Annotated in this window: 20 protein-coding genes, 1 tRNA gene and 1 riboswitch; of the genes, 14 read left to right on the plus strand and 7 right to left on the minus strand. The window is 65.4% G+C overall.

From position 1 onward, the window contains the following. Nucleotides 1-73: 73 nt before the first annotated feature. Nucleotides 74-158: transfer RNA gene (locus F812_RS0115115), tRNA-Leu, on the minus strand. A gap of 289 nt (nt 159-447) precedes the next feature. Between F812_RS0115115 and lipB the strand changes: the two genes are divergently transcribed. Further along, nucleotides 448-1170: a lipoyl(octanoyl) transferase LipB gene (lipB, locus tag F812_RS0115125; protein ID WP_020086823.1), complete on the plus strand. Its 723-nt coding sequence runs from the start codon at nt 448-450 to the stop codon at nt 1168-1170. Nucleotides 1171-1245: 75 nt separating this feature from the next. On the opposite strand, the gene F812_RS0115130 is transcribed toward lipB, so the two are convergent. Next, the gene (locus tag F812_RS0115130) at nt 1246-1617 is read right to left on the minus strand and encodes a hypothetical protein (RefSeq protein WP_020086824.1); all 372 of its coding nucleotides are present in this window, start codon (nt 1615-1617) and stop codon (nt 1246-1248) included. Between the two features lie 280 nt (nt 1618-1897). Between F812_RS0115130 and F812_RS0115135 the strand changes: the two genes are divergently transcribed. Continuing rightward, nucleotides 1898-2746: a LysR family transcriptional regulator gene (locus tag F812_RS0115135; RefSeq protein WP_020086825.1), complete on the plus strand. Its 849-nt coding sequence runs from the start codon at nt 1898-1900 to the stop codon at nt 2744-2746. A 6-nt stretch (nt 2747-2752) separates the two neighbouring features. On the opposite strand, the gene F812_RS0115140 is transcribed toward F812_RS0115135, so the two are convergent. The 3 genes from F812_RS0115140 to F812_RS24105 all read right to left on the minus strand — a co-directional run bounded on the left by F812_RS0115140 (nt 2753) and on the right by F812_RS24105 (nt 6484). Continuing rightward, entirely contained in the window at nt 2753-3043 is a 291-nt protein-coding gene (locus F812_RS0115140) for an acylphosphatase (RefSeq protein ID WP_020086826.1), read from the minus strand. A gap of 100 nt (nt 3044-3143) precedes the next feature. Further along, nucleotides 3144-5162 (minus strand): acetyl-CoA carboxylase biotin carboxylase subunit, encoded by a 2019-nt coding sequence (locus tag F812_RS0115145; protein WP_020086827.1) that lies wholly within the window; start codon nt 5160-5162, stop codon nt 3144-3146. Nucleotides 5163-5479: 317 nt separating this feature from the next. Beyond that, nucleotides 5480-6484 (minus strand): hypothetical protein, encoded by a 1005-nt coding sequence (locus F812_RS24105; protein ID WP_020086828.1) that lies wholly within the window; start codon nt 6482-6484, stop codon nt 5480-5482. Between the two features lie 287 nt (nt 6485-6771). Between F812_RS24105 and F812_RS0115155 the strand changes: the two genes are divergently transcribed. Further along, complete coding sequence (locus tag F812_RS0115155) at nt 6772-8715, plus strand: acyltransferase family protein (RefSeq protein WP_020086829.1); 1944 nt, start codon at nt 6772-6774, stop codon at nt 8713-8715. 12 nt (nt 8716-8727) lie between these two features. Here the strand turns inward: F812_RS0115155 and F812_RS24110 are convergent, their stop codons facing one another. Next, nucleotides 8728-9333 carry a class I SAM-dependent methyltransferase gene (locus tag F812_RS24110; protein ID WP_020086830.1) on the minus strand — a complete coding sequence of 202 codons (606 nt, stop codon included), beginning with the start codon at nt 9331-9333 and terminating at the stop codon, nt 8728-8730. Nucleotides 9334-9574: 241 nt separating this feature from the next. On the opposite strand from F812_RS24110, the gene gltX reads away from it, so the two are divergent. After that, the gene (gltX, locus tag F812_RS0115165) at nt 9575-10942 is read left to right on the plus strand and encodes a glutamate--tRNA ligase (RefSeq protein ID WP_020086831.1); all 1368 of its coding nucleotides are present in this window, start codon (nt 9575-9577) and stop codon (nt 10940-10942) included. A gap of 43 nt (nt 10943-10985) precedes the next feature. Here the strand turns inward: gltX and F812_RS24115 are convergent, their stop codons facing one another. Next, the gene (locus F812_RS24115; protein ID WP_020086832.1) at nt 10986-12215 is read right to left on the minus strand and encodes a DUF2865 domain-containing protein; all 1230 of its coding nucleotides are present in this window, start codon (nt 12213-12215) and stop codon (nt 10986-10988) included. A gap of 452 nt (nt 12216-12667) precedes the next feature. Here F812_RS24115 and cysS point away from each other — a divergent pair, with 452 nt between their 5' ends. The 10 genes from cysS to F812_RS26620 all read left to right on the plus strand — a co-directional run bounded on the left by cysS (nt 12668) and on the right by F812_RS26620 (nt 24463). After that, nucleotides 12668-14089: a cysteine--tRNA ligase gene (gene cysS, locus F812_RS0115175; protein WP_020086833.1), complete on the plus strand. Its 1422-nt coding sequence runs from the start codon at nt 12668-12670 to the stop codon at nt 14087-14089. Between the two features lie 153 nt (nt 14090-14242). After that, nucleotides 14243-14734 (plus strand): GNAT family N-acetyltransferase, encoded by a 492-nt coding sequence (locus tag F812_RS0115185; protein WP_020086835.1) that lies wholly within the window; start codon nt 14243-14245, stop codon nt 14732-14734. Between the two features lie 20 nt (nt 14735-14754). Continuing rightward, a complete protein-coding gene (gene cimA / locus F812_RS0115190) occupies nt 14755-16365 on the plus strand; it encodes a citramalate synthase (protein ID WP_020086836.1) in 1611 nt (536 codons plus the stop codon). 65 nt (nt 16366-16430) lie between these two features. Further along, nucleotides 16431-17276, plus strand: a complete 846-nt coding sequence (locus F812_RS24120) for a pentapeptide repeat-containing protein (RefSeq protein WP_020086837.1) — start codon at nt 16431-16433, stop codon at nt 17274-17276. Nucleotides 17277-17319: 43 nt separating this feature from the next. Continuing rightward, entirely contained in the window at nt 17320-18540 is a 1221-nt protein-coding gene (locus F812_RS0115200; RefSeq protein WP_020086838.1) for an aminotransferase class I/II-fold pyridoxal phosphate-dependent enzyme, read from the plus strand. 15 nt (nt 18541-18555) lie between these two features. Further along, a complete protein-coding gene (locus F812_RS0115205; protein ID WP_026868165.1) occupies nt 18556-21309 on the plus strand; it encodes an FtsK/SpoIIIE family DNA translocase in 2754 nt (917 codons plus the stop codon). Between the two features lie 214 nt (nt 21310-21523). Further along, the gene (locus F812_RS24125) at nt 21524-22354 is read left to right on the plus strand and encodes a LolA family protein (protein ID WP_020086840.1); all 831 of its coding nucleotides are present in this window, start codon (nt 21524-21526) and stop codon (nt 22352-22354) included. Between the two features lie 598 nt (nt 22355-22952). Next, the gene (locus F812_RS24130; protein ID WP_020086841.1) at nt 22953-23285 is read left to right on the plus strand and encodes a hypothetical protein; all 333 of its coding nucleotides are present in this window, start codon (nt 22953-22955) and stop codon (nt 23283-23285) included. 255 nt (nt 23286-23540) lie between these two features. Then, the gene (locus tag F812_RS0115220; RefSeq protein ID WP_020086842.1) at nt 23541-23867 is read left to right on the plus strand and encodes a hypothetical protein; all 327 of its coding nucleotides are present in this window, start codon (nt 23541-23543) and stop codon (nt 23865-23867) included. Between the two features lie 104 nt (nt 23868-23971). Then, a riboswitch (TPP riboswitch) is annotated at nt 23972-24082 on the plus strand. Next, complete coding sequence (locus F812_RS26620; RefSeq protein ID WP_156827447.1) at nt 24074-24463, plus strand: hypothetical protein; 390 nt, start codon at nt 24074-24076, stop codon at nt 24461-24463. (Overlaps the previous riboswitch by 9 nt.) Nucleotides 24464-24503: the final 40 nt, after the last annotated feature.

Below are 24503 nucleotides of genomic sequence, written 5' to 3' on the forward strand. Positions count from 1 at the left end.
CGGCGTGCCCCATGGGCCGCCGCGGAAAATAGAATAGGAATCAAATGAGTAAGAGAAAAAGATCAGCCAAAAATGGTGCGGTCGAGAAGACTCGAACTTCCACGGGTTGCCCCGCTACCACCTCAAGGTAGTGCGTCTACCAATTCCGCCACGACCGCATCATGGCTCGAAGCGCCCCATATAGCCAAACCGGATCGGTTGAACAAGGGACACCTGAGAGCCCGCCGAACTATCAGAGGCAGGTGAGGAAGGCAAGCGGGAAACGAGCCGCAGGGGAGAACCTCGCACCCGGGCGGCAAACGCGTGGACGAAAGCCTAAGCCCCGGCCTCGAAACGTGACCATCGAAAATTCGAATGCGTTCGGGCTGGAGGCGCGAGAAGCGCTGCATGCCGCTTCGGAAGAAGCCGCATTCCACAAGGGTTAGAGAAGGTGATAGGTCTCCATCCATGATGGATTTCGATAGAAGCGCGGTCGCTTGGACGACGAGTAAAGAGCCCGTCGCATACCCGCTCGCCCTCGCTGCGATGGAAGAGCGGGCGCGCCAGATCAGAGCCGGCGACGCCCCCGAGTTGATCTGGCTGCTGGAGCATCCCGCCCTCTACACCGCGGGGACCAGCGCCCAGATCGCGGACCTCAAGGACCCCGATCGCTTCCCGATCTACACGGCCGGACGGGGCGGGCAGTACACCTACCACGGCCCCGGCCAGCGCATTGCCTACGTGATGCTCGACGTGCAGCGCCGCTTCGGATCGGACGTCCGCGCCTTCGTCTGCGCTCTCGAGCACTGGGTCATCTATAGTCTCGCCGAGTTCGGGATCAGGGGCGAGATCCGCCCCGGCCGCGTCGGCGTGTGGGTCGTCCTTCCGAACGAGGGCGGCGTGGAGAAGAAGATCGCCGCCATCGGCATCCGTATCCGGCGGGGCGTGAGCTTCCACGGGATCAGCCTGAACGTCGCCCCGGACCTCACCCACTACGACGGCATTGTCCCCTGCGGGATCGCCGAGCACGGCGTCACGAGCCTGCACGACCTGGGCCACCCCGCATCGATGAAAGATGTGGATATGTCGTTGAGGAGGACGTTCGAGCGCACTTTCGGCGTCACGGCCGATAGCCACGAGCCTGTCGAGACACCGCTCGCCGCCCATCAAAATGGCCCAAAACGGTACTGAGCGCGCCTGCGCCCAAAGGAAAACCCGGTCCCGCGAGGAGCGGAACCGGGTCTCTATTCACTACAACGAGCCTCTCTACGGACGAGAGCCAGGCTGAGAAGGCTGGGCGCCAGGCCTTGGATCGAGCGTACCCGAACCAGTTTCTGACGACACCCCTGCCTCGTCGTCGTAGAGCTGACCTTCCTCGATCGACGTAATCTCCGAGCCCTCAAGCTCGAACGGGTCTTCTCGACTGTCGCCGAGCCGGATCAAGCACCCCTTCTCACAGATCCCATCGAGCACCGCATTCGGTTTAAGAATATGGTCTTTCTGGGTGCTTCCCTCGATGATCGTGACCAGATGGTCCTTGTCATCCCGATTTGTGATCGAAGCCGAGTGACCGGCCGAGGGGAGGAGAAGCAGTGCGATCAGGAACCCCGGGATTACGCGACCGGCTATCACGGTCAACTCCGAGACTCGTGGCAGAAACTCGTTACTTCTTCTTCTTCGCAGCGGGCTTCTTCGCAGGAGCTTTCTTCGCGGCGGGCTTCTTAGCAGCTTTAGCCATCTTCGTTAGTCCTTCCATTGAACGCCCAGCATGAGCTGAGCCGAATCTGACCCGACTCACGACGGGCCGATCCTCAATGTGGTCAGAATCAATCCTCGCTTCAAACGGAATTTTCCGGTGACTACTATCGAAGATTTCGATAGATAGCGTTTACGCGCTTGGACGCGATGCGAGCCGCACATGGACATCAACCTCGCGCGAACCTTCCTCATGGTCACCGAGACCGGCAGCTTCATCGAAGCTGCGATGAAGCTCAACATCACCCAATCCACCGTTTCTGCGCGCATTAAGGTGCTCGAGGACCTTCTCGGACGCCCGCTCTTCGAGCGCTCGAAGTCCGGTGCCGACCTCACGGCGGCAGGCGAGCAGTTCCGCAAGCATGCACTGGCTCTCGTACGCGTCTGGCAGCGGGCTCAGCTCGAAGTGAGCCTCTCGGACCAGCACAGAGACCACCTCGCCGTCGGCGCGACGCTCGGATTGTGGCAGGGTTTCCTGCTCAAATGGGTGGCACGCCTGCGCGCGACCAACCCCGACATCGCCGTCTCGGCCATATCGAGCCCGTCGACCATCCTCACCCAGCGCCTGATCGAGGGCACGCTCGATCTCGCCGTCATGTACCGGCCCATCCAGCCCCCGGGCCACGTGGTCGAGCATCTCTTTGATGAAGAGTTCGTGCTGGTGACGAGCGCCAAGCAGACGAGCAGGCGTGGCCCGAGCGACTATGTGTTCGTGGACTGGGGGCCGGATTTCCAGCAGGACCACGCCGCCGCCTATCCCGAACTCACCAACCCCGGCCTCCACCTCGACCTCGGATCGACCAGCATCGAATACCTGCTCGCCAACGAGGCGTCGGGCTACTTCCCGTCCCGCATCGTCAAGCATCACGTGACACGGGGGCGCCTGCGCCAGCCCAAACGCGCACGCCGCTTCGTCTATCCGGTCTATATGGTTTATCCGGAAGCCCGCGATGAGGAGACCTACGAGCTCATCATCCACGGCCTGCGCAGCGCAGCCGCCCGGCTCGCTTGAGCGCCCTCAGACGGTCTCGCGCACCTCGAAGCCCACGAACGCCTCGGCGTCCGCAGGCCCGACGGTCACAGACTTCACGCGGGCGCTGAGCGGCCCCTGCCGGCACGCCGCGATCATCGAGCGAATGTCCGGATCAGGCCCTTCAAACACCGCCTCCACCGAGCCGTCGCGCCGGTTACGCACCCACCCGGCGAGCTTGAGTTCCGCGGCCGTCCGCTGTGTCCAGAGGCGATAGCCAACACCCTGCACACGGCCTTCGATCAGAACATGAGCGGTTCGTACGGCGTCCGTCGTCATCGTGGTCCCTAAAAAGAATTCCCCCTCCCCGCGAATGCGGGAAGGGGGAAAAAATGGCACGATTTCGTCCGGAGATGAGGACGACAAAGGCGCGCGGGCCTCACGCGAACTCGAGGATCACCGCGTCCACGGCCAAGCTGTCGCCCGGCTTGGCGTTCACCTTCTTTACGACGCCGTCGCGCTCGGCCCGGAGGATGTTCTCCATCTTCATGGCCTCGACCACGGCCAGCGCGTCGCCCGCCTTGACCTCCTGCCCCTCGGCCGTGTGGATGGCCTTCACGAGGCCCGGCATCGGGCAGAGCAGGAACTTCGACATGTCCGCGGCAGCCTTCACCGGCATGAGGCTGACAAGCTCTGCCTCGCGCTCGGTGTAGACGTAGACCGGGCTCTGGATGCCCCGGTAGGACAGGGTTGCGCCGTTCAGAATGGGCCGCACCTGCACCGAGACGGTCTTGCCGCTCACCTCGCCGCGCCAAACCGGCTCGCCGGCCGCCCACGGAGAGTTCACGGAGAGCGTCTGCTTCACGACGCCGTTCTCGCCGAGGAAGCTGATCTGGAGGGGACCGCCCTCGGCGCCCCCCACCTCGACGGCGACGCGCTCGCCGCCGACGTCGACCACGCGGCGCTTTGCGAACTGCACGGCCCCGTTAGCCATCTGATCGCTGATCAGACGGCGGCGCGAGTTGTGGATATGATCGATCGAAGCCGCCACCGCGACGAGCACGTTGAGCTCTTCGCCCTCCGCCTTCCGCGGCTTGAAGCCCTCGGGATACTCCTCGGCGATGAAGCCGGTCGAGAGCTTGCCCTCGCGCCAGCGCGGATGATGCATCAGCGCCGAAACGAAGGGCACGTTGTGCTGGATGCCGTCGATGTAGAACGCGTCGAGAGCGTCGGCCTGCGCGTCGATGGCCGCGATGCGCGTCGGCCCGTGCGTGACGAGCTTGGCGATCATCGGATCGTAGTACATCGAGATCTCGCCGCCCTCCTCGACGCCGGTATCGTTACGCACCGTGATGCCGTTCTGGACCTCCTCGGCCGGCGGGCGGTACTTTACGAGGCGCCCGATCGAAGGCAGGAAGTTGCGGAAAGGATCCTCGGCGTAGACGCGGCTCTCGATGGCCCAGCCGTTGAGCTTCACGTCGGACTGCGTGAACGGGAGCTTTTCCCCGGCCGCGCTGCGGATCATCAGCTCCACGAGATCGACGCCCGTCACGAGCTCCGTCACCGGATGCTCCACCTGGAGGCGCGTGTTCATCTCGAGGAAGTAGAAGCTGCGGTCCTGTCCCGCGACGAACTCCACCGTGCCGGCCGAGTCGTAGCCCACGGCCTTGGCAAGCGCGACCGCCTGCTCGCCCATGGCGCGGCGCGTCTTCTCGTCGAGCAGCGGCGAGGGCGCTTCCTCAATGACCTTCTGGTTGCGGCGCTGGATCGAGCATTCGCGCTCGCCGAGGTACACGACGTTGCCGTGCTTGTCGCCGATGAGCTGGATCTCGATGTGGCGCGGATCGACGATGAACTTCTCGATGAACATGCGATCGTCGCCGAACGAGGCCTTGGCCTCAGAGCGCGCCAGCGGGAAGCCTTCCTCGACCTCTTTGCGGTTGAAGGCGATGCGCATGCCCTTGCCGCCGCCGCCCGCCGAGGCCTTCATCATCACCGGATAGCCGATCTCCTCGGCGATCTTGACCGCATGCTTGGCGTCGTCGATCTCGCCCATGTAGCCGGGGACGGTGGACACCTTGGCCTTGGCGGCCGCCTTCTTGCTCTCGATCTTGTCGCCCATGGCCGCGATGGCCTTGGGGTTCGGGCCGATGAACACCACGCCGGCCTTGGCGAGCGCGATGGGGAATGCCTCGCGCTCCGAAAGGAAGCCATAGCCCGGATGGACCGCCTCGGCGCCCGTCTGTTTGCAGGCTTCGACGATCTTGTCGATGATCAGATACGACTGTGCGGCGGGGGGAGGCCCGAGATGCACCGCCTCGTCAGCCATTTCGACGTGAAGCGCGTCACGGTCCGCGTCCGAATAGACGGCAACGGTCTTGATGCCCATCTTGCGTGCGGTCTTGATCACGCGGCACGCAATTTCACCGCGATTGGCAATGAGGATTTTCTTGAACATTATCCCTTGGCGCCCTGTCTGGAATGTCGGGAGAGGTAGTTCGATCCGGCACTTCTAGTGTGCTTCCGCAAAACTGGAAACCGGTTTTCCAACCGGAAGCATGATCAACCAGAGAGCTAACGGACAGGCGCTTTTCAACGAAAAGCAGAAAAAACACTAGAACAAACCCGCCGCAGCCGTAAACCGCGACGAAAAATGCCGCTGCTGCCGAACTCTAATCCGCGAAAGCGGCAAGCCCCGCCATTGGGGGCTTGCATGCAATTCCGGGTGGCCAGGGCCGAAATCCCCGCCACACCGGCCTCTCGAAATTGGTAAACTCAGGCGGCCTTGCCGTCGCGCGCCATCCGCTGACGCTCGAAGCCTTCCCCGATGAGGCATTCGCGGCCGAGATGGTCCAGCACCGCCGCCTCCACCGCCGAGCGCCGCCGGCTCTCCAGGAGGCGCTGCGTGAGCCAGCCCTCCTCCTCGGGAAGGATCGATTCGCCCGTGACGATCTCGATCCGCTGACGCTCGAGCCGGGCGAGCGCGCGCTCCTCGACCGACTGCCGGTGATAGTCTTGCCGCAACAGGCCGAGCGAGGCCGCCACCTGCTCGTCGAATGTCGTATAGGCCGCTTCGGACACCCAGGGACGCAACGCCACCGCACGCGGAGGCACGGCGTATCCGTGCTCCGACAGGATCACGTTGGTCATCGCCTTGGCGAACAGATCCGTCCACGCAGCCGGAACCGTGCGCCCAGCACCGGAGACTGCCTTGTTGACCCCGATCAGGATCTCGGTTTCCTGCTGCGTCAGCGGCAGCGCGCTGTCGCCGCCGAACGCATTGACGATGACGCGGATGAGCGCGATCTCGCCCTCGCCGATGGTGCCCGGCACGGCGCCCTGCTGCCCGTGCCCGGCGCGCAAGGGACCGAAGCCATGGATCACGGCGCCCGCCACCTGATCGAGGGCGAACGTCGCGAGGCTGAGCGGGAACCAGCGTGCCTTTCCGAGAATGGCGACCAGCAGATCGAACTCCGCCCGGTTGGCGATCCAGCCGTCGCTCGCAAGCTTGGCGATCAGCCAGCGGCTCTTCTCCGCGGTGATATAGCCCTCGGGGCCGCTTTGATTGAGAATGTAATCGGCGATCACATCGACCAGGAATCCGCTCCAGGACGGGGCCTGGATGGGGCACGACCGGTTCAGCCGGAGCAGCGTCTCCGCCTCGTTCTCGTGAATGTGGGGATCTTCGGCGAAGGCCCGCATCATCCGGGCGACGTCGCTATCCTTGATACTGCCGCGGAACTCGAAATCCTCAACTGGAACAGACTTGACAACGCGCATGCAAACTTCCCCGCCCGAGTACTCGATGCCCCGAAGCTAGGTGACCAACCTTACCAAGCGGCTAACGGTGCCTCAGAATGGGACGCCCCCGCGGCCCGTTTCCGTGGACAGGAAAGGGGATGTGGCACAAATGCAGCAGCGCCGCGCCTCCTCGCCTGCGATGCTCGCCGGAGGATTTCGTGAGCGCCGATTAGCTCCTACGGATTGACGGCCGCCCCCGCCCGACGCCGGGGCCACGTCTTCACGTGCCAGCGCGAGCGCCACACAACCTGGAACCCGGATTGGGCATGCAAAGCTACCGAAACGACATCGACGGCCTGCGGGCAATCTGCATCGGGGCCGTGGTCATGTTTCATGCCGGCTTCGACGACTGGAAGGGCGGATATATCGGCGTCGACGTCTTCTTCGTGATCTCGGGCTACCTCATTACCTCCATGATCGCCCGCGACATGGCGGAGGGGCGCTTCTCGTTCCTGAGCTTTTACGAGCGACGCGCCCGCAGGCTGCTCGCAGCCACCATTCCGATGGTGATCTTCACCACGCTGTTCGCTTGGGCCTTCTACACGACGAGCAACTTCCTGGCCTACGCAAAGAGCCTCGTCGCCTTCGCCGCCTACGTCTCCAACTGGTACTTTCTCGCGACTACGGGCTACTTCGGCACCGATGCGAACGTCACCCCGCTGCTCCACACTTGGTCGCTGGCGGTCGAGGAACAGTTCTATTTCGTCTTTCCCGTTCTCTTGATGCTGCTCAGCAGGCGCAAGGCCCTCGTGGTGCCCGCGCTCGCCCTGATCGCGGTCCTGAGCCTAAGCTACGCCCAGGCCGAAATCGCACTCGGAAACCACGACCGCGCGTTCTACAGCCTCTTCTCCCGTTTCTGGGAGCTGATGGCCGGAGCGCTGTTGGCCCTCAAGGCCCAGGATGTCGAGAAACTCGCCCGCTTTTCCACCCCCATGCGGGCGGTGGGCCTCGCCCTGGTCATCACCCCCATATTCACGTTCGGCCCCACGACCAGCGTGCCGGGCTTCGCAACCCTGATCCCGGTCTCGGGCGCGCTTCTCCTGCTCGCCGCCTCGCCCACCGTCCGCGATCCCTTCGTCAAGGTTCTGGAAGCGTCCCCCGTCACCTACCTCGGACGCATCTCCTATTCGCTCTACCTGTGGCACTGGCCGATCTTCGGCGCGGTCAACACCTTGTTCCTCGATCGCAACGATCTTCACGCCGTGCTCGGCATCGCCGCGTCCATCGGCGCGGCCTCCCTCTCCTACCACTACCTGGAGCACCCCATCCGCAAGCGCCGGCTCTTGCCGCGTAAGATCGACATGGCGGGCCTGGTGGCCGCAAGCCTCGCTGCCTCCATCGCCGTAGGCGCCTACGGCTGGAGCACGGGCGGCTGGCCCGGCCGCTTCAGCCCCGAGGTCGAGAGCACCGCAGCGCTCGCCGCAAAGCGCCCGGCCGATCCCGACAACTGTTTCAAGACACCCGAGGAGACGAACGACTTCTGCAAGATCAACGTGAAGCCCGGCGAGCCCGTCGATCTCCTGCTCTGGGGCGACAGCCATGCGGGCTCGCTGATCCCGGCCTTCCGCCAGTATGCGGAGGCGAACGGCCTATCCTTCGCGGCAACCGCCCGTGCCGACTGCCTGCCCCTCGTGGGCGTCTGGCGCACAAAGGACGACACCAACAAGGTCTGCCGCAAGTTCAACGACGAGGCCCTCGCCTTCATCAACGAGCACGAGGTGAAGAACGTTGCCATCACCGCGCGCTGGCAGGTCTACACCACCGGGCCGCAGATCCTGCTCGACGACGCCCACAAGACGGCCGTCAAAAGTCAGGTCAGAACCGTCTTCCGCGACGGCGTCGCGCGCACCCTCGATGCGCTCGCGGGCAAGAACGTCATGATCATCGAGCAGATGCCGGAGCTGCACGGGGAGCTACCGGCCGCCTATCTTCTGATGCAGCGGATCGGCCTGCCCCCGAGCACCGTGGCCGCCACCCTCAAGGATCATCGCAAGAAGAACCGCACCAGCACGGAAGCGTTCACGAGCCTCGAGCAGAGCCACCGCTTCGGCCGCTTCGACCCCGCGACGGTATTCTGCGCGAACGAGCTCTGCTCCTTCGAAGCCGGCGGCAAGCTGCTCTACTTCGACGACGACCACCTCAACACCGAGGGCGGACAGTTCATCTATCCGGCGCTCGCGGCTGCCCTCGACAAATGGCGCGTGAAATGAGCGGAGCCGGGCCTACTTGGCGCGGCCGCTGAATTTGCTTCCGAGATAGCGCGCATTCTCGATCGCGCGCTTGCCGAGGTAGCGCTTGAGCTCGCCCGGCTTGCGCGGCCAGGTGCGGAACCCGGCCCGCGAGCGGCGCACGGTGGCGACGCGCTCGAGGTGCGGAAAATGCCGGCCGAGGCGTTCCTTCCACCACTCGGCGGGCCGCACGGTCACATGGGCATTCCGCCCATCCGCCAACAGCTTCACCGCGAGCTTGGTGTCGATGATGATGAGGGCGTTGCGGCACAGGCTGCGCATGTCCTCGATGACGGAGTCGAGATCCGTCTCCTCGATGTGCTCCAGCACATCCACGTTGATGAGGAGGTCGAACACCTCGGTGGGCTTCTCGGAGACCTCCGGAATGGCCGGATCGTAGCGCACGAGCTTCGCGGGATAGCCAAGATCGAGCGCGTGGATGAGGCGCGACTGCCCGCATCCGTAATCGATGATGGAGCGCGGGGCGAGAAGCTGGATCTCTGGCCGGATGAACCGCAGGTTCTTCACCGACGTCGTGCCATAGGCGCTCGTCGCGTGAATCTGCCGGTACTGCTCGATGAGATCGGGATTGCCAACCATGCTGAACCCTGCGTTCCGGCCCAAACCCACGGCCAGCTTTGTTTATTTGCCTTGTATCGTCAGTCGAAACGTAAGATTACCGGGTTTGACAGATGAGCGGAAGCACCCTTCGAAGCGGCCGCTCGCCACGCGCGAGCACGCGCGGTGGATTGGCCCCTTGCCGCGGAGCCCGTTGAGTTCCCTCCCCGCGCGTCTATAAGGTGTCGCCGACGTATCCACAGGGATTAGCTAGGCCGCCAGCATGGCACCCAAACTCCGCTTCGCACCGAGTCCCACCGGCCGGCTTCACATCGGCAACATCCGGACAGCGGTCCTGAACTATCTTCTCGTCCTCAAGACGCAGGGCACGTTCATCCTGCGCCTCGACGACACCGACCGCGAGCGCTCGACTGAGGAATTCGCCGAGGGCATCCGCAAGGATCTCGCCTGGCTCGGCTTCTCCTGGCAGCGCGAGGAGCGACAGTCGGACCGGATGGCCCGCTATGCCGAGGTCGCCGAAGCGCTGAAGGCGAAAGGCCGCCTCTATCCCTGCTACGAGACCGAGGACGAGCTCGACCGCAAGCGCAAGCGCCAGCTCGCCCGCGGCATGCCGCCCCTCTACGACCGGGCGGGCCTCAAGCTCACCGAGGAGGACCGCGCCAAGCTCGAAGCCGAGGGCCGCAAGCCCCATTGGCGGTTCCGTCTCGACAACACCGACGGACGCAGCCTCGAGCCCCTTCCCACGATAGTCTCCTGGAACGACCTCATCCGCGGCGATCAGACGGTCGACATCGGCTCGCTGTCCGATCCCGTGCTGATCCGCGAGGACGGCACGCCGCTCTATACCTTCACGAGTGTCATCGACGACATCGACTTCGCCATCACCCACATCGTCCGGGGCGAGGATCACGTCACCAATTCCGGCGTGCAGATCTCCATCTTCGAGGCCCTCGGCGCCGAGCCGCCTGCTTTCGCCCATCACAGCCTGCTCATCGGATCGGACGGCCACGCCCTCTCGAAGCGCCTCGGCACGCTTTCCATCGAGACCTTCCGCAACGACGGGCTCGAGCCCATGGCCATCCTGAGCCACGCAGCCCTCGTCGGAACCTCGGACGCCATCGAGCCGCACGCGGAGCTGGCCGAGCTGGCCGCCCTGTTCGACTTCTCCAAGATCTCGACGGCGCCGGGCCGCTTCGATCTCGAAGAGCTGAAGGCCCTCAACGCCAAACTGCTCCACAAGACGCCTTACGAGAAGGTCGCGGGCCGGCTCGCCGCGTGGGGCATCACCGGCGGCGCGGCGTTCTGGGAAGCGGTGCGCGGCAACATTACGGTGCTGTCCGATGCGAAAGAGTGGTGGAGCGTGGTCGCGGGCGAGATCGCCCCGGTGATCGAGAACGCCGCGCTCACCAGCAAGGCTGCGGAGCTGCTCCCGCCCGAGCCGTGGGATGCAGGAACATGGAGCGCACTGACAGGCAAGGTCTCCTCCGAGGCCGGCCTCAAGGGCCGCGCGCTGTTCCACCCGCTCCGCCTTGCCCTCACCGGCCGCGAAGCGGGGCCGGAGCTCAAGGCGCTTCTGCCCCTCATCGGCCGCACGCGCGCCGAAGCACGCCTGCGCGGCACCCGGGGCTAGACCCCGAACGCTATACTTTCAGAGGTGAGGAAATTGCCGTGCTCTAGGGCGTGGTCGCCCAGGGCAGCGTCTCGCCGCCACGCGCACCGCCGCTCTGCGCCTGTCCAGCCGGCGCCTGTCCAGACGGTGGTTGTCCGGTCGGCTGCTGCGGCGGCACCTGCGGATTGGCACCCGTCGGGCTTTCCGCGACCCACCCGCCCGCATCGCCCTGCTGGGCGCCGCCCGGGGGAATGGCGCCGGGCTCCGGCGTGTACTCGGCCATCTTGCACGAGCACCCCGCCACATATTCCTTGCGATAGCGGAACGCCGTCTTGAGCTGCGTGTACTGCGCGTTGCTCCGCGCCGCCACCGCCTGCTCCATGCCCGCACCCGGGTTCTGGTGATAGTAGAGCTCGGCAGGCGCCGCGCACTTCGACTGGCACACTTCCTCGTCCCGCTGGAAGTGGTTCGGCAGCGTCGAGAAGCTCACAGGAAAATAGTAGCCGTCGCAAAGACGGACGCAGACGGTGCGATAGGTGGCATAGGGCAGAGCGCCGAAACTCGATCCGCTGCCGCCCGAGTTGCTCTCCTCGTCTTCCCAGAAACCGGAAAGACCGCCGCCGCTCTGACGCCGCGCCTGCTGCTGATAGCTGGCGCCGCAGTTGTTGCGGGCGAGCTCGCGCACGATCTCGTCCTGGTACGACCGGCCCGATGAGCCCTGGAGCTGCTGGAGCTGAACCTCCAGATCCTCGATCCGCTGGCGCGTTGCATCTGCCTGACTGGCGAGATCCACGCACTTGCGCGTCCGCTTCAGCGTCTTCGAGAACAGGAAATACTCGTAGCAATCGCTGCGATCGAGCTGCTGTTTGTGGCCACGATAGGCCTGTTCCGTCTGACGCAGCTCATTCTCGACCATCGGAATGAGATTGCGCGAGTCGCTTCCACGCTGCCCCTCCTGCACGAGGCGCTGCTCCAGCTGAAGGCAGATTGGGCTGCGCCCGCCACCGGCCCAGCCCTGCTGGCCTTGCGGAGGAGGCGGAGGCGGCTGCCCGGCGGGATCCTGGTAAATGGGCTCGCGTGGAACGGGAGCCTGGCGCTGCTGCGGCTGCTGCTGGTTTCCACCGAACGGCCACCAGCTTTGCGCCAGCGCGGGCACGGCGACGCTCACGGCAAGCAGCACGCCGCCCAGCACGGCAAAGCCTCTACGCCTGCCGGCCTTCGCCACCAGCTTGTCGGCCCTCGCCGCCAAGCCGAGCATCCGGCGCCCGAAGCCGTTGTTAGTGGAACCTGCCATCGACCCCTTCGATCACCGGGGGTCCAAACGCCCCTAAGCTGGTCATGTCGTTCACTTTACTTATGCGAACCTCCGGATAGGGGGTCAATGCGGGAGAAATGCGGCGTCTCGCCTCGAACCGGGGTTATCCCGCAAAACCTCTCTCGCGAGCGCCGTTCATCCACGATACCGGCGCGGCGCTTGACGCCACGGGCTCCGCCCTTGACGCCATGGGCTCCGGCAAGCATAACACCCGCCATGAGAACACCGCTGCGCAAACCCGCCGTCACGATCTGCTGCGGCGCTATTATTATTTCCGGCTAGTCCCACCGGCTGGCGCGCGGCCACGTTCTTTGCCTCATGACAAGACAGAGAAACGCCCCGCCCAGACGGAGGGGTTCGCCTGTGCACGCCCGTTGAAACCGGACCAGACCCACCGGGGGCCGCCCCGGCGAAGCATGAGGAGAGGACGCGTGTCGCTCACGCTCTATAATACGCTGACACGGCGCAAGGAGACGTTCGAGCCGATCGACCCGGCCCGCGTCCGCATGTACGTCTGCGGCCCGACGGTCTACGACTATGCCCACATCGGCAATGCGCGCCCCGTCATCGTCTTCGATCTTCTGTTCCGCCTGCTTCGCCACCACTACGGCGCCGCCCACGTCACCTATGCCCGCAACATCACCGACGTGGACGACAAGATCAACGCGCGCGCCGCGGCGGACTATCCGGACCTGCCGCTGAACGAGGCCATCCGCCGCGTCACCTCCGCCACCGAGAAGCAGTTCCATGACGACATCGCGGCCCTCGGCGTCCTGCCGCCCACGGTCGAGCCCCGCGCCACCGAGCACATCGAGGAGATGAAGCGGCTGTGCGAGGCGCTCGTCACGCGCGGCCATGCCTACGTCGCACAAGGCCACGTGCTGTTCGACGTGTCCTCGATGCCCGACTACGGCCGCCTCTCCAACCGCTCGCTCGAGGAGATGGAGGCGGGCGCCCGCGTCGAGGTCGCCCCTTACAAGAAAGGCCCCATGGACTTCGTGCTGTGGAAGCCGTCGAAGCCCGGCGAGCCCGCCTGGCCCTCGCCCTGCGGCATCGCCGAGCCCGGCCGCCCGGGTTGGCACATCGAGTGCTCCGCCATGTCGGAGAAGCACCTCGGCCCGATCTTCGACATCCACGGCGGCGGCATCGACCTCGTCTTCCCGCACCATGAGAACGAGATCGCCCAGTCCCGCTGCGCCCACGGCACACCCGTGATGGCGAGGGTCTGGATGCACAACGGCTTCCTTCAGGTCGAAGGCGAGAAGATGTCGAAGTCCCTCGGCAACTTCATCACCATCCACGAGCTCCTGGAGACGCGGAAATTCGGCGCGAGCCCCTGGCACGGCCGCGTCGTGCGCCTTGCCATGCTGGGCACCCACTACCGCCAGCCCATCGATTGGACCGCGGAGCGCCTGCTTCAGGCCCGCGCGACGCTTCTGGATTTCGCCGACCTGATCGCCAGCGCCGAACCCGCCGCCGCTCCGAATGCCGACGTGATTGCGGCCCTCTCGGACGATCTCAACACGCCGAGCGCGCTCTCGATCGTGCACGGCCTCGCCAAATCCGCCCGCCGCAATCCCGAAGCAGCCGGGGAGCTGCGCGCCACCCTCGAATTCATGGGGCTCTACGGCGGCGAGACGCGCAGCGATCTCAACGTCGGCGTGGAAAGCGTCAACGTGGACGCAGCCCAGATCGAAGCCCTCGTTGCCGCACGCTTGGCCGCGCGCAAGGCAAAGGATTTTAAAGAGAGCGATCGTATTCGTGACGAGCTGGCGGCCCTCGGCGTGTCGTTGAAGGACGCCAAGGACCCCAAGTCCGGCGAGATCATCACCACCTGGGAGGTCGCGCGCTAATCACGAGCCGCGGGAGATGAGCATGAGCGACGACTGGCGGAAAGACACACCGTTTCCCAAGCACTGGCTGGTCTACGTGGCGATCAAGATTGCGATCCTTGCGCTCGCCTTCTACCTCGCCCGCACCCACGGCTACATCTAGACGAGCCAGCGATGAGTACCGCATACCCGCTCCGTCCCTTCCTGCCGGCCGACACGATGGCCCTGCGCGAGCTGTTCGCCCAGAGCATCGAGGAGCTGACGGCGGACGACTATGACGAGGATCAGCGCGTCGCCTGGGCGAGCACGGCGGCCGACGCGGAAGCATTTGCCGCGCGTCTCGGCGCCATGACCACCCTCGTCGTGCAGGTAGACGGCGAATATGCGGGCTTCGCCTCCCTCAAGGACAACAACACCTTCGACATGATCTACGTTCACCCCTACTTCGCGGGCGAAGGCGTAGGCAAGGCACTCGCCGACGCCATCGAAACGCTGGCCCGCAGCCGCGGCGCAACCGAGATCACGGTCGAGGCATCCGACACGGCAGAGCCGTTCTTCGAAGGCCGCGGCTACCAGGCCACCCAGCGCAACATGGTGCCGCGCGACGACCTCTGGCTCACCAACACCACCATGAAAAAGCAGCTCGCCCCCGCGAAGGCGGGCTGAGCCGCCGAGAGACCCGGACGATGACCAAAGAACGCCTCTACCTCTTTGACACCACGCTGCGAGACGGCGCGCAGACGACCGGCGTCGACTTCTCGCTCGAGGACAAGCGGCGCATCGCGGCCCTGCTCGACGACCTGGGCCTCGACTATGTCGAAGGCGGCTATCCCGGCGCCAACGACACCGACACCGAGTTCTTCACCTCGAAGCCCGCGTTCAGCCACGCCCGCTTCACCGCCTTCGGCATGATCAAGCGCGCGGGCCGCTCCGTCTCAAACGATCCGGGCCTCCAGGCGCTCCTCAACTCTGCCGCCGACAGCATCTGCCTCGTCGCCAAGTCGTGGGACTATCACGTGCGCGTCGCCCTCGGCATCTCCAACGAGGAGAACCTCCAGGGCATCGCCGAGAGCATCCGTGCCGTCGTCGCGTCCGGCCGCGAGGCGATGCTCGACTGCGAGCACTTCTTCGACGGCTACAAGGGCAATCGCGAGTACGCCCTGGCCGTCGCCAAGACCGCACTCGAGGCCGGCGCCCGCTGGGTCGTGCTGTGCGACACCAACGGCGGCACGCTTCCCCACGAGGTCGAGCGCATCGTGGCCGACGTGGCAACCCACGTTCCCGGCAGCAACCTTGGCATCCACACCCACAATGACACCGACAACGCGGTCGCCAACACGCTGGCCGCCGTGCGTCAGGGCTGCCGCCAGATCCAGGGCACGCTGAACGGACTCGGCGAGCGCTGCGGCAACGCCAACATGACATCCATCATCCCGACGCTGCTGCTGAAGAAGGATTTCGCCGAGCGGTTCAAAACCGGCGTCACACCCGAGCGCCTGCGCACCCTCACCCACGCGAGCCGCGTGCTGGATGAGCTTCTGAACGAGGCCCCCAATCGTCACGCGCCCTACGTGGGCGAGAGCGCTTTCGCCACCAAGGCGGGCATTCACGCCTCCGCGATCCTGAAGGAACCTGAGACCTACGAACACGTGCGCCCCGAAGCTGTCGGCAACGAGCGCCGCCTGCTTGTGTCGAAACAGGCCGGCCGCTCCAACGTTCTGGCCTCGCTGGAGCGCCTGGGACTCGCCGCCGACAAGGATGATCCGCGCATCCAGGCCCTGCTCGACGAGGTGAAGTCCCGCGAATCCGCAGGCTACGCCTACGAATCCGCCGACGCCTCGTTCGAGCTTCTGGCCCGCCGCCATCTGGCGGAGGTGCCGCGCTATTTCTCCGTCGACAGCTTCCGCGTGATGGTGGAGCGCCGCCACAACGCGTTGGGCGAACTGGTCACCGTCTCCGAGGCGACGGTGAAGGTGTTCGTCAACGGCGAGAACGAGCCCCTGTGGTCGGCCGGCGAAGGAAACGGCCCCGTCAACGCGCTCGATCGCGCGCTCCGTAAGGACCTCGGCCGCTACCAGAAGCACATCGATACGATCGAGCTGGTGGACTACAAGGTGCGCATCCTCACGGGCGGCACCGAGGCCGTCACTCGCGTTCTCGTCGAAACTCTCGATGCAGCAACCGGCGAACGCTGGCTCACCGTTGGCGTTTCCCCCAATATCATTGATGCCAGCTTCGAGGCGCTGCTCGATTCCATCAACTACAAGCTGTTGAAGGACGGCGCCACGGCGGCTTGATGAGGAAGGCCGGCGGCGGAGAGCATCCCCTCGCCCGCCACGCCCCTCGACAGGAGAGGACAGACATGCGTCTCGCAAGCGGCCTCGCCGCGCTCATTCTGGCCTTCGCGGTCGCAAATCCCGTCGCAGCCGCCGATCCCGCGCCGGCTCCTGCGGACGGAGCCGACGCGGCCGACGTGAAGCTTTCCGCGCGCGACGTTACCGCCCGCCTGTTCAAGGCCGCCCCCGGCTCGCGCCCGGATCTGCGCGAAACCAACCTCACCCGCCTCGACCTTGCAGATCTCGACTTCAAGCACGCCCGCCTCGACGGAGCGGATCTGTACGGCGCCGATCTCTCGCGCGCCAAGCTCACAGGCGTCTCGCTGGTCGGCGCGCGCCTCGACCGGGCGACCATCACATCCGCCGATTTCTCGGGCGCTGACCTCACCGACGCGCGCATCCTCCGCCCGACGATTTTCACCACCCTCGAGGTCGTCACCGCCGAGGCGCCCAAGTTCACCGGCGCCAAGCTGGTTCGCATTCGCTCCGACGGATGGCTCGATCGCGCCGACTTTTCCGGCGCGGACTTGACGGGCGCGGTGTTCGGCGGCGGCGCCTCCCGGGAGGAGTCGCTGTTCTCACCCGCAACCCTCGTCAGCGCCAACTTCACCAAGGCGATCCTCAAGGAAACCAAATTCCCCGGCGCCGCGCTGAAGTATGCCCGCTTCATCGACGCGGACCTCACGGGCGCCAATCTGCGCGGGGCCAACCTCACGCGCGCCGACTTCACGGGAGCCGATCTCACCGGCGCCGACGTCACCGGGGCAAACCTGGACGAAGCCGACCTGCGGCACGCCAAGGGCCTCGATCAGGTGATCGGCCTCACCTCCGCCACCAACCTCGACAGCGCCCAGCGCGACCCGACACCCTGACACACCACTGCCCACTGCCCCTCTCTCACACCGAGACCGCCCGATGTCCGATCCCTTGAGCCTCGCGGCATTGGCCGACGGCACCATCCTCTCGCCCTTCTCGCGGCTCCGTCAGCTTCTCGATGGCGTCGAGCCCGGGCACGAGAAACCGATCGACCTCACGCTCGGCGAGCCGCGCGAGACCATGCCTCCGTTCGTCGCCGCCAAGATCGCCGAGGCTGAAGCGCTCTTCGCCAAGTATCCCCCAATTCGCGGATCGGACGAGCTGCGCGGCGCCATCGCCGACTGGATCGGCCGCCGCTTCAATCTCGCTGGCGTCATAGATCCGGCGCGCGAGGTTCTTCCCTGCAACGGCTCGCGCGAAGGGCTCTTCTATGCCGCCTTCCCCGCCGTGGGCCGCAAGCGGCTCCCGGGCCAGCGCCCGGCCATCCTGATGTGCAATCCGTTCTATCAGGCCTATCTCGGCGGCGCGCTCGCGGCAGGCGCCGAGCCGGTGTTTCTCGACGCGACCGCCGCCACCGGCCACCTGCCCGATCTCGACACCCTCGAAGCTAACCCCGCGCTTCTCGCCCGCACGGCAGCGCTCTACCTGTGCTCGCCTGCCAACCCCCAGGGCGCCGTCGCGAGCCCGGCCTACATCGCCCGCGCGCTCGCACTCGCCCGCGCCCACGATTTCCTGCTCTTTTTCGATGAATGCTATTCGGAGATCTACAGCGGCACCCCGCCCACCGGCGCGCTCGAAGTTGCAGCCAAAACGCAGGAGCGCTTCAAGAATCTCGTGGTGTTCAACTCCCTCTCGAAACGCTCGAACCTGCCGGGGCTACGCTCCGGCTTCTCGGCCGGGGACGGCGATTTCCTCGCCACCCTGTTCGAGGTGCGCAATCTGATCGGCCCCCAGATGCCGGGGCCAATCCAGCACGCTTCCGCCGCCGTCTGGGCCGAGGAGCAGCACGTCACCGCCAATCGCCTGTCCTATTCGCGGAAGTACGACGTCGCCGGCGAGGTTCTGGGCAGCCGCTTCGGCTACCACCGGCCGGAGGGCGGCTTCTTCCTTTGGCTCGACATGAGCCAAATCGGCAACGGCGCTCACGCCGCACTAACCTTATGGAAACGTTTCGGAGTCAAGGTCATACCCGGTGCCTACCTGGCTCAGACCGGGGCTGACGGGACCAATCCGGGCGAAAACTACATTCGCGTCGCATTGGTCCATGATGCCGGAACGATCAGGGAGGCGCTCGAACGGTTCGTTCATGTTTCTGCGTAAGAGACGTTCGCCCCCATGCCCTCGGTTACCACGTCGTCCGCTTCCGGACTTGATCGTCAGCGCCTATTGCCGCCTGCTCTCGAGGCCCGCCTGATCGGCACCCTCGGAAGGGGATGCGGGCTGCTGATTCTTGCCGTGCTCGCGGCCATCTGGGCCAGCGTCGTCACCTGGTCCATCGCAGACCCGAGCCTCATGCACGCGACCGGTGGCCCGGTTCGCAACGCACTCGGCGCCCCGGGCGCTGTCGTCGCCGATCTTCTCCTTCAAACCCTCGGCCTTGCCGCAGCCGTCGCTCTGCTCCCGCTCATGCTGTGGGGTATCGAGCTGATGCTCTCGGAGCATGTCGCAGCACTCCGCACCAAGGCCATCTATTACCCCTTCGCCCTCATGGGACTGTCCGGGGCCGTCGCCTCGCTGCCGAGCACGTCGTCCTGGCCGCTCGAGCACGGTTACGGCGGCATCCTGGGCGATGTGATCTTCGATTTCGTAGCCTCCGTGCTGCGCATCATCAGCTCGGATACCGCCGCCATTGCCGCCGGCCTCCTCCTGGCGGGGCTCGGCCTCTCCGCCTTGATGCGCACGCTCGGCCTCTCGAACGAGACCCCGTATCTCGCGCGCCAGCACGCCGTCCGCGCCATCGACCCGACCGTTCAGCACGCAGCCTGGAACAACGAGCCGCCTTCCGCGCCGCGCCACGCTCCTGTCCGCGCGCGTCCGGGCCGCAGCCTCATGGCCGCGCTCGGCACGCTCAAGGCATGGGCCGATCGCGCCCCCACTCTAAGCGCAGGAACGCTGCGCCAGCGCCACCGCACTGCCGCAGAACCGGTTCTGCCGGGCGCCTTCGCCGCCGCCCCGCGCTATGGCGAGACCACGCCGCAGCCCCAGTCCTACGACGACCGGGACTATGCACCCCCGCATCGGCAGCCAGGCAGCCATCCCGAGTTCGCAGACGATGCTCCGGACGCGTTCGAGCACGACGATGCGCAAACCGATCACATGGAGGCCGATCCGCTCGATCCGGCCCTCGAAATGTCGAGCCGCGCCATCGCGGAACGCTTCGCGCCCGCCAACGCACGCCCGCTTCCGCGCGATCCCGCGCTGAGCGTCGACGACCTGCCGCGCATCGTCCGCAACGCGGCCGCCGCACGCGCGCCCGTTCCCGCGTCCGTCATAAAGCCCGCCGAGCAACCGCGCCGCCCGCAGAAATCCTCTCTCCTGCGCGCGGTAACCCCGCGCCGCGCCGAGCCTGTGTTCAAGCGGCCCGCTCCCTCGATGCTGAAGCGCAGCCCGCCCTCGAAGGCCGGAAGCGAGTTCTCGCAAACCGTGCTGCGCGGCACCGCGCGCCTGCTCGAGGACGTGCTGGCCGATTTCGGCGTGAAAGGCGAGGTGCGCGACATCAAGCCCGGCCCCGTCGTCACACTTTATGAGCTCGAGCCCGCACGCGGCACCAAGGCCACGCGCATCATGGCGCTTGCCGACGACATCGCCCGCTCCATGAGCGCCACCAGTGCCCGCGTCGCCGTCATCCCCGGCCGCAACGTCATCGGCATCGAGCTGCCGAATGCCCGCCGCGAGATGGTGGGCCTGCGCGAGCTGCTGGAAAGCCCCATCTTCGGCTCCGCCGACGGCGTGCTGCCTCTCGCGCTCGGCCGCTCCATCGGCGGCGAGCCGATCATCGCCGATCTCGCGCGCATGCCCCACCTGCTCGTCGCCGGCACCACCGGCTCCGGCAAGTCGGTCGGCGTCAACGCCATGATCCTGTCGATCCTGTTCCGCCACACGCCGGACCAGTGCCGCTTCCTCATGATCGATCCGAAGATGCTGGAGCTCAGCGTCTACAACGGCATTCCCCATCTTCTCACCCCTGTCGTCACCGATCCGCAGAAGGCGGTCGGCGCGCTGAACTGGGTCGTGGCGGAGATGGAGGAGCGCTACAAGCGCATGGCCAAGCTCTCCGTGCGCAACATCGAGGCCTTCAACGGCCGCCTGAAAAGCGCGGCCGAGCGCGGCGAGCAGCTTGCCCGCACGGTCCAGACCGGCTTCGATTCCGCCACCGGCCAGCCTATCTACGAACGCGAGGAAATGGACCTCGCCCCCATGGCCTACATCGTGGTCGTGGTAGACGAATTCGCCGATCTCATGATCACCGCGGGCAAGGACATCGAGACCGCCGTTCAGCGCCTCGCCCAGAAGGCGCGCGCGGCCGGTATCCATCTCATCATGGCGACCCAGCGCCCGTCGGTGGACATCATCACCGGCACCATCAAGGCCAACTTCCCCACGCGCATCAGCTTCAAGGTCGCGTCCAAGATCGACAGCCGCACCATTCTCAACGAGCAGGGCGCCGAGCAACTCCTCGGCCAGGGCGACATGCTCTACACCTCCGGCGCAGGCCAGATGCTGCGCGTGCACGGACCGTTCGTGTCCGACGAAGAGGTTGAAGCCGTCGCCGCCTACCTGCGCACCCAGGGCGCGCCCCGCTATATCGAAAGCATCGCCGACGCGCAGGAGGAATCCTCCAGCGCCGGGTCCGGCTCGGCCGGCGGCGGAGCCGATGAAGGCGAAAGCCTCTACGATCGCGCGGTGGCCGTGGTGCTGCGCGACCGCAAGGCCTCGACCAGCTATGTCCAGCGCCGCCTCTCCATCGGCTACAACCGCGCCGCCGACCTGATCGAGCGCATGGAGCGGGAAGGGCTGATCAGCGCGCCGAACCACACGGGCCGCCGCGAGATTCTCGCGGGCGATGGCCCCGCCCGTTCGATTGCGTGAAACGGCCCTTCTGCTCCGCCGCAGAAAAACATCTTGCGGTATGAGATAGATGCTGGCGCCCGCCGTGCTCAGTCGCTACAGACACAGGGTCACGACGGGGCAAGCTCGGGGAAATCGCCAACTTGTGGTCGCAATGTCCGGTCAGACAGCGACCTTGGGACTTCGACGGGTGCCCCCGAGCGATTCGGTGAGGCAGGGCTCAATGAGACGGAACATGAAGAGATCTGAACTGGTCGTCGCCGCCGGCTTTGCCCTCGCGCTGATGACAGCCGCAGCCCATGCAGGCGGCACGGCACCGGCCGCACCCGCAGGCGGGCAGGCGGCCACGCCCGCGGTTCCCGCTCCCGTCCCTGCCGCGCGCCCCGAAGGTGCAGCACCCGCAGCGCAAGCTCCCGCCGATGCAGCCGCCCCCGCAACCGACGGCGCCGCTGCCGTGGGCCAAGGCTCGGGCTGGAATGCCGAGGTCGCCACACCGGGCGGCGGCATCGTTCTCAACGACGCCCAGACGGCACTCGTCAAAAAGGTCAACGACTACTTCAACGCACTCGGCGACTTGAAGGGCAACTTCGTCCAGACTGCCGCCGACAACAAGCGCATGAAGGGCAAGTTCATGGTCAAGCGGCCCGGCCGCTTCCGCTTCGACTATTCGTTGCCCTCGAAGCAGATCATCATTTCCGACGGCGAATACCTCGCCATCCAGGACCTCGATCTCAATAACGAGGACCGCGTCTCGCTCGACCAGACGCCGTTTCGTCTCCTGCTCCGCAAGGACGTGGATCTGATCCGCGACGCCAAAATCGTCGAAGTTCAGGAATCCGATGACCTGATTGTGCTGGCCCTCCGCGACAAGAGCCCGGATGCCCCCGGCAAGATCAAGCTGTTCCTCTCCACGAAGCCGGAGATGGAGCTCAAGGAATGGGTGACCACCGACGCCCAGGGCCTCGATACCCGCGTCGAGTTGTCCCAGCTCACCAAGCAAGAGCAGTTGGACGCCAAGCTGTTCAAGATCGAGGCGGTCAGCCTCAATAAATTCCATCCGCAATAGCTGAATTTATGGTTTTGGGGCCGTCCTCCCTTGCATCCGGAGGTCTGCCAACCAAATATGCAGTGGACGGAAGCGTCTAATACCAAGGCATTTTTGGCGCCCCCCGGCGGCCGAATCGCGGCAAATTGGGGATAACGGGCATAAGTCAATCACGTTTTCGTGATAATTACGTGTCCCCCCTATTGAAAGCTGGCGTGTTGCGCTTATGTCATTGTCAGTCAGGCGATGCCATATACATCGGTAGCTCCCCCCGTCTAACCGAGGCAATCGTCTGGAACGCCGGCTTCCCTCCCGGCGTTGCGCGCGAGAGCGCTAATACGCCCAGCCCCGCCCCCCGGGGTTGGGCGTTTCTCGTTAGGGACCTGCGGCCAGTCCCTTGCCCGCGAACGGGCCACCCTCGCCAACGGAAGCCAGCCCTCCTTCCATCCACGCTCTCTCCACCCCTATGCGCCCCTCTCCGGTCCCATGCGCAAGGGACGCTGCGAGATGAACGCATTCTGAAGGCCCCATTCAGACCCGGTTCAAAGGCATTCCCCTATCACTGGCGTCATCGAGACACCGGCACACACCGGACCTGATGACCAACTGGAGAACGCCAATGATCCGCACCGCCACCCTCGCCCTCGCCGCCCTGATCGCCATCCCGGCCGTCGCATCGGCCCACACCATCGACCAGCGCCGTGACTGGCAGGCCGAGAAGATCGAGCAGGGCCGCAAGGACGGCTCCATCACCTGGCGCGAAGGCATCAAGCTGCGCAAGGAGCAGCGCGACATCGCCCGCACCGAGAGCACGTTCAAGGAGAAGGGCTACCTGACCAAGACTGAGCGCCGCACGCTGACGCAGATGCAGAACAAGGCGGCCCACAACATCCGCGCCGAGAAGAACGACAGCTGGCGCCGCTGGTGGCTGCTGCCCCGCGTCGGTCGCTAAGCCGCCCGCTAACTGAGAGCTCTACGCACGCGCGGCGCACCCTCGCCACGCGATGTCCCGAGGAACGGAGCAGTCCCCCGCACTGCTCCGTTCTTTCTTTTTTGCGCGCGCCAAGCGCAAAGACGCACGCCCCCAAACATGAACGGCACCTGACTGAAGCATTCAGAGCCGGTTCAAGGCACCTCTCGCATCATGGCCTCAATGCTGAACGGCCGACGTGGGGTTGGTTCGTCCGGCTGAATAGGGAGACGACATATGATCAACACCAAGCTCATCAGCGGAGCGATCGCCGTTGCGGCCGCGCTCGTCACTGTAACTCCGGCGCTCGCTGGCGGCAGCGACACCTACCGTCACGCGGCTCCCGCCGTCATGACCAAGAGCGACCACGCGAAGGTCGAGCTCGCTCATTCCAATCGCGGCTACAAGCACTATCCGAGCTACGGAAACCGCTACGACAATCCTCCTCCGTATGCCTGGAAGTACAAGAAGCATCACAACCGCTTCGGCTGGCACAAGCCTTCGCACAAGCGGTGGGGCTGGGGTTACGACCGCTACTATCGCAACCCCTACGCTTGGCGCTAACCCGACAAGATTCTCATATCCTCTCCCTGAGCCCGGTCCCTCGCCGGGCTCTTTTTTTTGCGTTCTTTGCCCTTGCATCGCATTGCGGAAAGGCCGAAGGTCTCGCCAGTTCCAAGGGGCGCCGGAAAGACCGGCTGAGATCATGGTGGATCCCATGAGAACCCTTCGAACCTGATCCGGCTCATACCGGCGAAGGGATGGACGATATGACGAACGCAGAGCTGATAGCCGGCTTTGCCGGACCGCTGTTGATTGCGGTCGCGGCTGCGCTTTTGATCAACCGGCGCACCGTCGCCGGGCTTCTTACCGGCACACTGAACAGTCCCGAGTTCATTTTCTTTTCCGGCATTTTCACGCTGCTCGCCGGCTTGGCGATCGTGCGCGTCCACAACATCTGGTCGGCGGAATGGACGGTGCTCATCACCGTCCTCGGCTGGCTCTGCGTTGTGGGCGGCATCCTGCGCATCATCTGGCCCGAGCATGTCTCAGCCCTGCGCAACAGCGTGATCAAAGGCGAGAACACGATCACCGCATGGGCCCTTGTCGCCCTGCTGCTCGGCGCCTTTCTGACCGCCAAGGGCTACGCGCTCGTCTAGAGCCAGACCCGAACTCGCATGTGCGGCCACAACACCGCGC

The organism is Hyphomicrobium zavarzinii ATCC 27496 (assembly GCF_000383415.1).
Taxonomy (GTDB): Bacteria; Pseudomonadota; Alphaproteobacteria; order Rhizobiales; family Hyphomicrobiaceae; genus Hyphomicrobium_C; species Hyphomicrobium_C zavarzinii.